Origin of the sequence: Massilia sp. TWP1-3-3, from assembly GCF_049897805.1 — a bacterium.
GTDB lineage: Bacteria > Pseudomonadota > Gammaproteobacteria > Burkholderiales > Burkholderiaceae_D > Telluria_A.
This window is the reverse complement of record NZ_JAFCWX010000016.1, coordinates 116,183-129,369: the sequence shown is the minus strand read 5'-3', so window position 1 is coordinate 129,369 and position 13,187 is coordinate 116,183. Positions and strand designations below refer to the sequence as shown.

Genomic DNA, 13,187 nt, shown 5'->3' with positions numbered 1-13,187 from the left:
TCGTTGACTTGCCTGGTGGCTGGTCAGCCCGCCTGAACCGGAAATACACGACCCGGGCGCTCTTCCCGTACTTACATCTGTCTGGTCCAGACCGGCATCCTTTGCGGATGCCGGCCGGCTTGCGCGCGCCTGTAGTACAGCCCATATTGTGTCGGTCGATGCCGGGGCTTAATGAAATTCTGACATCTATATTGCTAAATTTTCAGGCAAAATCGGGTTGAAGTTGTCAAAAACTTATTGCTTTTCGCAAAAATGCGCTGATACATGAGAAACTTTTTCATGGCGCCGCCACGTTCAAAAAGACACAAAAAAGCGCTCGCCAAGATGGCGAAACGAACGCCATTTCCGTCTCCGTTACAAGCACGATCGCCATAGCGGGAACGCACGTAAATACATATTTTCGCTGACGTTTTTCCTGTGGCCGTGCTCCTGACCCTCGCCCGTGTTCCAGATTAATTTATATTTAATTTGAGTAACATTTCTACCTCGTATCTCCGGTAAGATCGACCCCTTGATCTAACCTTGCGAAGCCGCGTCCGGAATTTGACCAAGCTCGCAACCAGAAGCGCCAGCCGCTCGCCAACTTGGCCAGTGGACAACATGACGAAAGCTCGACAATGCTCAACATGACCAAACGACTCAAAAAGCAAGTTTCCAAACTGCGTGACGCTTTTCGTGTTGAGGCCCTGGAGCCCAGGGTGTTGTTGTCCGCCGATCCGATCATGGGCCTGGCCCACCTGATCCTCCCCGATGAAACCCGGCACGACGGGGCCTTGCTCGACGCCTACCAGGCGGCGCAGACCGGCACCTACGGTTCGGCACCGGTCAGCTTCGCGCTGGTCGACCAGGTGCTGGCCGCCTCCACGGCCCCGCGCCTGGACCTGGCCGACCCGCACCTGTTCGACCTTGCCAAGCTGGCCCAGAACGGCGCCACGATGGCATCCGAGTTCTCGGTCGCCGCCAACGACGTGCTCAAGGGAAGCGGGACGATGAATGTGTCGATCCTGAACACCGGCACCGTGGCGCCCGGCTATTCGCCCGGCATGCAAAACGTCAGCGACTACATGCAAACGTCGACGGCCACGCTGCAAATCGAGCTGGGCGGCGCTGCGCCCGGCACCGGTTACGATCAGTTGAACGTGGCCAACCTGTCCACGCTGGACGGCAAGCTCGAAGTGAGTTTGTGGAATGGCTACAAGCCGACCGACGGCCAGGTCTTCGAATTCATGACCTTCGGCACGGCCGTGGGGCAGTTCAGCGAAGCGACCGGCCTGGTGCAGGCGGACGACAATATTTTCTTCGAGTTGGTGCAGGACGCCCACTCGCTGAAACTGATCACCCACGTGCTCGACCCGTTGACCCATTCCTTGATCGACATGGTCGGCGGCGACATGGCCGACGGCGTCGGCTACTTCCTCAGCAAAGGCTACTTCCCGAGCATTCCTCCGCTTGAATTTAGCGGTTCGCTCAACCTGAACGGCAACCTGTTCCTCGACGGCCAGATCAGCATCGACTACACCGACGAATCCGTCACCGATCCGGTCACCGGCCAGGTGATTGCCGCGCACGCCTGGTTGATCGGCTTCACCGACGCCGAAGGCTTCATCGGCGTGGGCGGCCCTGGCGCCACGCCGGGCGCGGTCGGCCTGGCCGTGCACGACGCCGACGTCAGCGTCGCGTTCGTCGAGCCTTCTGCCGGCGGCAGCTACGGCTGGGTGCTGGCGCAAGGCACCATCGGCAGCGTGGGCATTGTCGGCGTCAACGGCTTGACCATCACTGCGACCAACCTCGCATTTGACCTGTCCTTTGGCACGGGCACGCTTGCCAATGGCGGCGACAACACCACCACGCTCGACCTGTCGACCAATCCACTGTCGATCGCGGGCACCACCTTCAATGACGACGGCAGCGCCGGCGAATACCTGCTGGTATCGGGCCATGCTTCACTGGCGATGGGCCCCCTGGCGCTTGAAGCGGACCTGGGCGTTTCCGTGGTCGGCGGCGAAGTACTGATCGCCGGCGACCATGTGGTGGCCGGCTTTGCCGCCGGCGGCGTGGCAATCGGCCTAGCCGACGGCGCCTTTGGCCTGGTGCTGGCGGGAGACGGCGGCTATGCGTTTGAAGGCAGCGGCGCGCTCAGCCTGACGGGCGGCGCATTTGCCAACGTCACCGCTGACGCCGCCGCACTGCGTTTGAATAAAACCGGCAGCGACCTGACGGGGCGCACGCTCGACTTTGCGGGCGACTATTCGTACACCTTCGGCCAACTGGGCGCCAATGTGGCGCTGCAGGCCAGCGTGCTCGGCCTGCACGCCGGCATCGGCGGCGTGCTGGACGTGGCCGGCGACTTCGCCTTTGCCAAGGATAGCGGCGACGGCTCCATGGCCGTGATTGCCAAGAACGTGAGCGCCAGCATGGGCGCCGGCGGCTACGGCATTGGTGTTGCCGGCGCCACGCTGGGCATGCACATCAACGCAGCGGGCACCGTGCTGGAAGCTTCCGGTTCGCTCGCCGCCCAGCTGGGCAGCGCCATTGGCCTCACGGCCGACAGCGTGACGGTACGCTACAACAACACCGCGCTTGACGCCAGCGCCACCACCATCCACGCCGGCGGCCTGGACTACGTGTTTGGCGCCGGCCTGGTTGCGTCGCTGCAAGAAGTGGCCGTTGGCGGCGCCAGCCTGCAGGTTGGCAGCTTTGTCCAGGCCAGCGGCAACCTTGCGGTGCGCCGCATGGCAGGCGTGCAGGTCAAGCTGGCCGACGGCAGCACCGTCACGGTCGATCAACTGACCTTTGGCATGAGCGACGCCGACGTGTTCGCCGGCGCCGGGGCCGGCGCCGGTTCCGGCGACGCGCTTGGCTTGAGCATGACGGAGCTCGACCTGGCGCTGGTATTGATGAGCGAGCAGGGCACGCCTGCGCACAGCTGGACCGCGCTCAAGGCGCAAGCTGGCAGCGCCGAATTTGTCGGCCTCGAGGCCCTGAAACTGGCCGCGACCGACATCACCATCGAAATTAACAAGGCCAACTTTGTTGGCGGCCAGGTAGTCGACTTTGCCGCCACGCCGGTCACAGTCTTGACTGGTCCCGGCACCGATGTCGATCTCGATTTCGACGGCGCCAAGGGCGCGCTGACGGCAGTGTCGATCGGCCGCGCCACGCTGGCCATTTCCGACTACGTCTACATCAGCGGCAGCCTGTATCTTGAACAGAGCGCCACCACCGACGTGGACGTCGTCACGGGCTTGCCAAACAGCTACCCGGTCGGCGCGAACGCGGCGATCAAGGCCGGCCTCGACAAGGTCGACGGCCTGTCCGCCGATCACAAGCGGATCGAAGACTTGCAAGTGTCCACGCTGCTGCTGTCGGCCACCGATGTTGACGTGTTTGCGGGCCTCGGCCCTTATTTCATCGATACCAACAACAACGGTCTGTTCGACGCCAACGAGGTAGTCAACCCGGACCGCCTTGGTTTTACGCTCGACAATATCGACATCGGCCTGGTGCTGATGAATTCCACGTTGCTGGCGGACCCGAACAGCGTGATCCCGAACTTTTTTGCCATGAAAGTGATCTGGGATTCGCCCGTCAATGTCGACATGGACCTGTTCAAGTTCCAGATCGACCAGCTGACGCTGGACGTCAACCAGGGTGGCGCCTGGGCCGACGCGTCCCTGATCCACCCGTACGTGGACTTTGCCTCCAGCTTTGCCGGCGGCCTGCAAATCCCGGTCACTGCGGGCGACCCGCTGTTCATCGATTACAGCAAGGCTTTCATCGGCGTCACGCTCAACGATGCGTTGCTGAACGTCGGCGATATGTTCCAGATCAGCGGCGACTTTGCCTTTGAAAAGACCACCGGCATCGACGTTGACGTCATGACCGGCCTGCCGGCCAACTTGACCGGCGCGTATGCCAGCCTGGCCACCAGCCTGGCGCACTTCAAGACCGACGGTTATCTCTCGGCCGACAACGCCAAGTTCGACGACCTGCCGGTCGACATGATCAGCTTTGGCGCATCGAACGTGAGCATCATCGTAGGCAATGCGGGCGACCCGCTGTTTACGCTCGATGAAATCGATATCGGTTTCGTCATGATGCACGCGTCAAAAACCGTCGACGCGGCCCGCGTGATTCCGAACATGTACGCCATGAAAGCCAACTGGGCCCATCCGCTGGACGTGGACTGGGGCTTCATGCAGCTGCAGATCGACGACCTGACCATGTCGCTCAACAAGGGCAGCAACTGGCGCGGCCTGACGGTCGCGCCGTATGTCGATTTTGTCTCCAGCTTCGGCGACGGCGGCATGCAGGTTGCCACCGGTGGCGACGCGATCGTGCTTGACTACACACGCTCGATGATTGGCGTGGAAGTGGTGCACGCGCTGATCAAGATCGATGATTTTTTCCATATCGAAGGCGGCTTCGCGCTTGAAAAAGCGACCGGCGTGCAGGTCGACATCGTCACCGGATTTAGCGCAGCATCGCCGGAAGGCGCGCTCAAGCTCGCGCCGCTGGTGGCCACCGGTGAAGTCGCTGCCAACGATTTCTCGCGCATCAACAATCTGTCCATGAGTTCGTTCACGATGGGCCTGTCGGACGTCAAGCTGTTCGTTGGCGCAGGTCCGTATTTTGTCGACGGCACCGACGTGCGCTCGCCAGACGCGGTGGGCCTGGTGCTGGAAAACCTGGACCTGGGCCTGGTGGTCTATAAGGATGCGCGCAATATCGTGCCGCGCCTGTGGGCGCTGTCGGCCACGGCCGATGAACTGGCCTTCAAGGGTCTGTCCTTCCTGACCATGGAAGCCGAAGGCATCAGCGTACGCGCCAACAGCGGCGTCAATTGGGCCGGCACCAAGACCCACGCTTACGTCGACTTTACCAGCACCTACGGCGCCGGCGGCCTGTCGGTTGCCACGGGCAACGCACCAGTCATCATCGACTACGACAACGGCAAGACTGCGGTCGAAGTGGCCAAGGCGACGCTCGGCATCGACCAGTTCGTGTGGCTGCAGGGCAGCTTCGCCTTTGAACGGGGCGAGCGCCATATCGTCAATATCGACACCGGCGTTCGCCGCAGCGAGCTTGACGCGCTGCCAACGCTCGAGCGCCTCGAACTGCTGGGCGTGGACGTATCCGACGATGGCACCACGCTCACCGGCGTCGACGTATCGACCCTCAACGTCGGCATGAGCAACGTCAACCTGTTCATCGGCTATGGCATTCCGGACTTCGATTCGGCCCTGCCGTTAAGCGCGCAGGACAACGTCTATGGCCTGGCGATCAAGGATGTCGACATGGGCCTGTCGATCATGACGGCCGTAAACGCCAACCTGAAGCTACCAAGCTTTACCGCCTTGAAGGCCAGCGCCGGCGAAGTGGCGCTGGTCGGTGGCGGCGACGACTTCCAGCTCTCGGGCCACCAGGCCACGATTGAGCTGAACTGGAGCGCCGGCTGGACCGGTCTTGCCAACAAGCGCCCGGTAATCAATTTTGCGTCGAGCTTTGCCGGCGGCCTGGAAGTGAAAACCGGTGGCGACCCGGTCGTCATCGATTTCGGCCCTGGCGCCATGATGGCCGCCAGCGTCACCAACGCCGTGCTGCAGGTATCGGAATTTTTGCAAGTGACGGGCAATTTCGCGTTCCGCCGCGCGCTCGACACCACTATTTCCGTCAAGGGCGCTCTGGGCGTGACGTTTGACGACGTGCATGCGTCGAGCATTGAAATTGGCGGCAGCAATTTGCACGCCTTCGTGGGCATCAACGGCCCGTATTTTATCGACAGCGACCATAACGACGTCATCGACGCCAACGACAGCGTCAATCCGGATGCGGTTGGCCTGGTGATCGACAAGCTCGATTTCGGCATCGCCATCCTCAACACCAAATTCGACCTGGACCATCCACTGGTCCCGGCCAACACCAAGTTCACCGCCGTCAAGGCGCATGCCGACGGCGTCAGCTTCGCCGGCTTTGGCGACTTCATCAAGTTCGACATCCAGGATTTGAACGTCGGCATCAACATGTCGAACACCACCGGCTTGATCGGTGACTTCACCCGCGGCAGCACCGCGCCAGGCGCCGGCTACAACGTGGCCACCGGCGGCGGTGAAACCATGCTGCTCGACTTTAGTAACAGCGTGCTGGAAGCCTCGACCGGCAATGCCTACGCCAGCGTGGCCGGCATCCTGACGCTGCAGGGCGGCTTCTCGTTTGCCAAAAAGACCATTGAAAATGTCGGCTTCAATGCTGCCGGCGTTGAAATCATCGGCTCGGGCAACGCCTTGATCGTGTCGGGCAAAAACGTGTACGCCTTTGCCGGCATCAACGGGCCGTACCGGACCGATTCGCTCACCGACGACAACGACGTCATCGACCTGAACGACCCGACCAATGATGACGCCATCGGCTTGACGATCGAAGACCTCGACTTTGTGCTGGCCATGGTCACGCCCGAAATCGCCCCGGGCCTGTCGCTGCCAGGCGTGAATTTCTACAGCGTGACGGCCACTGCCGCTTCGGCCAAGCTGGTCGGCACCGATCCGTTCCTGGAGCTGGAAGCGGACAACCTCGCTTTCCACATCAACGCGGCTACCATCGGCGGCAATCCTGCGCCCACGGTCTATCTCGATTACACTACCATGGCCGGCGGCAAGCTGCTGGTCCCGACCGGCAGCGCCGGCGTACCGCAATTTCTCGACTTTAACAGCAACACCATCGGCATCAGCCTGGACGCCCACCTGGGCCTGTTCGACCTGTTCGATTTCGACGCCAGTTTCGACTTCAACTTCAACTTGCCGTCGATTCCCGGCATCGGCTTTTTCCCGAGCATCAGCCTGGCCGGCCTGGGCGACCTGCTGCCATCGTTCTCGCCGAACCTGGACTTCCTCAAGGGCGCGCTCGACTTCGTCAAGAACTTCGACCTGTCGATCGGCTTTGATCCGAACTTTGGCTTGAACCTGTTCGGCAGCATCGATTTTCCAGACATTTCGCTGAACCTGGGTGACTTCGTGCACCTGCGCGGCGACTTCCAGCTCAACGTCGGCGAAACCTTCACCGGCACCATGTACACCGGCCTGCCGGCGGAAATCGGCCTGGTCGAAGACTTGCTCAAGGCGTCGCTGCCGCCGGCCTACGGCTCGGTGATCGACATGCTCAAGTTTGTGGGCGATGTCTCGGCCGACTATTCGCGCATCGACAACGTGGGCTTCAAGGGTCTGTCGTTTGGCGCCTCCAACGTGTACGCCTTTGTCGGTCTGGGCAACCCGGACTATGTGGAAGACCCGGCGCATGCCGGTAAACTCATCATCAGCAATGCCGATGAACTGGTCGGCTTCTCGATGGAAGGCATCGATGTCGGCCTGTCCGTCTTCAAGGCCGACCTGCCGGACTTCTTCAAGGCCCAGAATTTCTTTTCGCTGTACGCGCACGCGGACGCCTTGACCACCTACGGCTTTGGCGACGTGCTGAAACTCTCGGCGCAGGACATCACCATTGAGGTGAACAGTGGCGGCAAGCTGTTTGGCGGCGCGATGCGCTCGACCGCGGACTTTGCGGCCAGCTTCCCGGCCAACGCCCAGGCCAATCGTCCGGCCGGCTTTGAAGTGCGTACCGGCGGCCAGCCGGTGTACCTGAACATGAACGGTGAAGACTTGATTGGCCTGGATATCGGCATGGCCGAAATCCAGGTATCGGAGTTTTTGAGCCTGCGCGGCTCGCTGGCCTTCCGCAAGGGCGAGCGCCATATCGTCGACGTTGACCTGGGCGGCCTGCAAAATCTGGCCGACGACCTTGGCGCCGTGATCGCCGGCTCCACGCCGGGCCAGCCAATGCCGTTGCAAGTGGAATTCATGACGCTGGGCGGTGCCAACCTGACCGGCTTTGCCGGCGTGGGCGGCCCGTACCGCTACGGCCCGGACGCCGATCACGATGGCCTGCTCGACAACATCAATCAAGGCGCCATTGGCCTGGTGATCGACAATGTCGACTTTGGCCTAGCCATCATGACGCCAACGCTGGCCGGCCTGATTCCCGGCGGCGAGAACCTGGTGCCCAAGTTCATTGCCGCCAAGGCGCACGTGGACAGCGCCATGCTGGTCGGGGTCGACCCGGCTCTGATGAGCGTGCGCGCCGAAGACATCACGATCAACATCAACACCGCTTACGTGCCGGGTCTGGGCCCGATTGGCAACGCGGTGCTGCAAGCGTTCGGCCCGCCGTCGGTGAATTTTGCGACCAGCTTTGCCGGCGGCGCCTACGCGCTGCCTGCGGGCGGCGACAATGTGGTGCTGCTCGACTTTGCCAGCGAAATCGTGCAGGCCAAGGTAGGCTACGCGCAGATCAACCTGGCCGGCTTCGTCCAGCTGTCCGCCTCGATGGCGTTCACCAAGCGCGGTACGGAAACGGTCACGCTGTCGAATGGCGAGACCACCACCGTCACGTCGCTGGCCGTTGGCATCAACGACGCCTATGGTTTCATCGGCACCGGCGCCTACTGGCAAGACACCGACGGCGACCATCGCATCACCGAGCGCGATACTCCCAACACTAGCGCGGTCGGCCTGGCCATCCAGGACCTGGACCTGGGCCTGGTCGTGGCCAAGGAACTGGTCATTGGCGTGTCGGGCTTGAAAGTGGGCGTCTACATTGCCGCCGACGCCGACATCGACATGATCGGCCTGGTGGGCATCAACGGCGCCACGCTGCAAGCCGAAGACCTGGAATTGAACCTGAACACGGGCTTGCGCGCGACGCTCGCGACCGGCTTTACCCGCGACGCCGCGGGCAATGTGTCGTACAACAGCGCCGGCGTGACCTTTGCCGCCACCACCATCGATTTTTCAAAGAGCACCTGGACCGATCCGAACCAGGTGGTGCACGCCGGTTACGCGATCGAGACCGGCAATCCGTTTGAGCCGGTGGTGCTGAACTACACCAACCAATTCCTGCGCGTCTCCGGCCAGGCCAAGCTCGACATGTTCAGCCTGGTCCATATGGATGGCGTGTTCGACATCACCGCCGACACCAGCGGCCTGACCATCTTTGCCGACGTCGACGCGTCGGTCGGCAGCGGCGCGGTCGCCATTAGCGCCCACGCCACGGGCTTGTTGTCGATCACCTCGGCCGGCGTTGCGCTGCGCATGCAGATGGCCACCGGCGTCGACCTGGGCGCCGCCGTGCGCCTGGACGCGAACCTGGAACTGGTGCTCAACACCACCGGCCAGGACGTCACGTACACGGTGCCGGTACAGTTCCGCGATACCGTCCACTTCGACAACAATCAATACACGATTTCGGCCACGCCGCCGGGCAAACCTGACTGGACCGGCATGTACGTGGGCCTGTTTGGCGCGGGCGAACTGTCGCTGATGGACGACGCGCTCACGCTGCAGGGCAGCTTTGGCGTCATCATTTCCGAAACCGGCATGGAGCTGTCGGCCGAAGCCACGCTCGACTTGCCAATGATCAAGCCGCTGCAAGTGACCGGTACCCTGGGCATCATTTCGGGCGGCGTGTACGGCGCCTTTGAAGTAGGCGGCGCGGGGCCAAACTCCGTTCTGATGGATGGCGGCGTGTTTGAAGTGACCGGTCACTTCCTGCTGCAGGTGAACACCACCTCCAGCGTGCAGACGGTTCGCGCCATTAACACGGCCGGCGCCGGCTTCGTCAACGCCCAGCTGGCGGCGCAGTCGCTGCACATTGCCGGCAACGCCGGCATCAGCCTGGCGGGCGGCGCGGTCAACCTGGAAGGCTCGCTCGACTTGACCATCAACAAGACCGGCCTGACGGCGCAGGCGGCGCTGTCGCTGGAACTGGGCGAACTGGGCACCATCGACGTGGCCGGCGGCATTGCCTTTATCAATGCCGACGAAGGCATGGTCTTTGCGCTGCGCCTGGCAACGAATATTGAAATCGGCACGGGCGTGATCGGCATCAAGGCTGGCGCGATCCTGGAAATTAACACCAGCGACACCACCGACTACGTGGGCGTCAAGGCCGGCACCACCTTCAACCTGGAGCTGGACGGCAAGCTGCACGTGCTCGCCTTTGACATCGACTTCCACGGCGGCATGAGCGTCACCAATGACGTATTCCGTCTTGAACTCGATGCCAGTCTCGACTTCTTCGGCTTCCTGACGGTCGACGTGGGCGGCTACATTGAGTCCGACGGCGACTTTGAAATCACGGGCGCGGCCAAGATTTTTGTCGACATGGGCCCGCTCGAGCTGACCGCCGGCATGTCCTTGACGATCAGTAACACCCTGATTGCGGCCAGCGTGTACGGCTCGCTGGACCTTTCCATCGACATGGGGCTGTTCAGCATCCATGAAACCCTGGCTGGCTTCTCCGGCCTGATCGAACTGACGCCGGCCAGCGCGCACCTGGCCGCCTCGGTGACCATCGTCGGCATCAGCGTCTCGGCCGATTACTTCTGGAGCTGGGGCGATGCTCCGCGCATTGCCACCCAGGTTGGCAACGAGCTGTACCTGAGCATGGGCGACACCTCAGGCCGCTATGGCAGCGGCACCCTGTACGACGAGACCACCAACGAGACTTACCAGATCAACCAGAACGACGCCGGCGTGCTGCGCGTCGAGTCGCTCGGCGTGGTCAAGGAATACACCGGCGTCACGAAAATTTTCGCCACTGGCGACAGCGGCAACGATTCCATCTATGTCGGCGACGACGTGACGGCCGATCTGTTCTTTGACGGCGGCGCCGGCAAGGACCGCTTCACCATCATTGGCGGGGGCAAGAACAGCATCATCAAGGGCGGCGACGGCAACGACGAATTCGTCGGCGGCTTCACCAACGGCATTACCTACCTTGGCGGCGCGGGCAATGACCGCTTCGTGGGCAACAGCGCGGCCGACATCGTCGACATGGGCGCAGGCGCCAACGTGCTGTTTACCGGCGCGGGCAACGACCGCATCACCAGCACGGGCACCGACACCATCGACGCGGGCGATGGCGACGACCTGATCTTCATGAGCGGCGACGGTTACGCCAAAGTGGCCGGCGGCGCCGGTTTCGACCGCTTGATCCTGGCGCCGATCAGCTCCACCACGGCGATTTCCCGCAATCAGGAACAGCTGCGCATCGACCAGCGCGTGATCGATTTCAACGACGGCCTGGACCGCATTGAAATTACCGACAACGCGGCCGTGAGCCGCATCAGCAGCGTCAATGGCGCAAGCTGGGGCGCGACCGACATGTTCTTGAGCGCCGCCGGCCTGGTCGACGTGCGCGGCGCCACCCTGATCGGCGCCGAGTCGCAGGTGAGCATCACCGCTGCCGGCGTGCAGGGCACGCTCAACACCGAGCTGGCCGAACTGACCGTGGTCAACCGCGGTACGGCCGGCTTTAACGATATCGTGGTGCGCGAAGCGGACAGCCTGAACGTGGGCGGCGCCGGCCTGGTTGCCGCGCACGGCGCGATCGACGTGGCGCTGGCAGGGCGCGAAGCACTGTTCACGCTGCAAGCTGGCGTCATCGCGACCGGCAGCGGTGGCGCAATTGCCATCGTGGCCGATGATATTGATTTCCTTTCCGGTAATGACCAGGTCAGCGGCACCGGCGCGCTGGTCCTGCATGCAACGTCCGCCAACCAGAACTACCATATCGGCGGCGCGGCTCAGACGCCGTACGGCTTCGAGTATTCGTCGCTGGGCGCGACGGGCAACTTTGAATTCGGCCTGGGCGACCTGTCGGCCCTGAAAACCGGCTTCTCGTCCGTGACGCTGGGCCAGAACCTGGCCGGCGTGGCCATGTATGTGGGCGACATCGAAGACAAGACCGTCAACGGCCATGTTTATTCGGCGAAGTTCAACGATGTGGCCAGCCTGAATGCGGACCGCATCAATATCGTCGGCGACGTGCAGTCGAGCAGCACCCTCACGCTCAACAGCCGCCTGCTCGAAGTGCAGGCCAAGAACAGCGCCGATCCGCTGGGCGACCCGGATTCGGGCATCCATGCGCGCGCCGTCATCATCAATGCGCTCGAACAGATCGTCATCACCGGCGACATCGTTGGCGACGACCTGGTGCAGATCACGGTCTCGGCCAGCACCGGCACCAATGCGCTGGTTAACTACGAAGGCGAAATTACCAGCATCCAGATGGACAAGGGTAGCAGCGTGCTGAGCACCAACGCCGGCAGCCGCATCCTGATCACGGGTTCCCAATCGATCCATAGCGCCGCGCTGCTGCAGACAGGGGGCAGCGACGCCGTCCTGCGCGTCACTTCCGGCGCCAACATGACCGTGCTCCAGGGCGGCGTCGTCACCGCCGAAGGCGCGCGCAGCGCCGTGACCTTGTCGGCGGGCGGCTACATGCACCTGGACGCCGGCAGCGGCGTCATCTCGGGCGCCAAGTTTGGCGCCGACGCGTTTGCCCTGCCAACGCTGACGGGAGCCGGCGCCACGCTGGCGCTGTCGTCGGGCGCCGAAATGAAGCTGTCCGGCTCGCTGACCGCGGGCGGCGCCATGACGCTCTCGTCGGGCGACGCGCAGGACAATTACGCCGACTATTTTAACGCTTTGCCAGGCAAGACGCTGTCGGCACTGACCGACAAGAGCCAGTTCGCCGCCATGGTCGCGGCCTTGAACGGCGGGGTGATGACAGCCGAATTGCGCGCGCTGTTTGCCGCCGGCCATGTCACGCTGGACAACAGCGTGGGCGTCTCGAGCCTGTCGAACTACACGCCTTTCAGTTCGCTCAAGCCAGCGGCGCAGGCGCTCGTTGCCGAGTCGCTCGGCTACACCGCGGTGGAAGGCGGCGCCTACTACAACGCGGCCACCGGCCGCTTTACCACCAGCTTGACCGAAGGCGCGCAGGCGACCTCGCAGGCAGGCTACACGGCCTACACCGGAATGGTGTATTTCAATGCGAACGCTCCCGCCGGCCAGCAGTTCCTGACCGGCTTTGTGCAAGGCGCCAGCGCCGACTACAGCAATGGGCGCGTTGACTGGTCCGGCGCGGGCGTTGCCGCACCAGCGGCCAACGCCACGTTCGCGCAGCTGTCGGGCGCGCAAAAACTCGTGGCCGCCAACGCCATGGGCTATGTGTTCGATTACTACGGCATGCCGGGCGACCTGTGGCCAAACCTGGTCCGTCCGGACGCCGACGCCGGCTACGCAGACTTGACTGCATCGCAAAAAGCGATTGTCGTCGCCTACCTCGATGCG

Annotated in this window: 1 protein-coding gene (cut by a window edge); it reads left to right on the top strand. The window is 62.7% G+C overall.

Going from position 1 to position 13,187, the window contains the following annotated elements; all coding sequences use genetic code 11:
- The first annotated feature begins 617 nt into the window (after positions 1 to 617).
- Positions 618 to 13,187, top strand: the beginning of a protein-coding gene (locus ACP7D4_RS16900; protein WP_426210260.1) for an LEPR-XLL domain-containing protein. The gene runs 24,555 nt beyond the window's last position; only the first 12,570 of its 37,125 coding nucleotides appear in the window; the start codon lies at positions 618 to 620; its stop codon lies beyond the right edge, outside the window.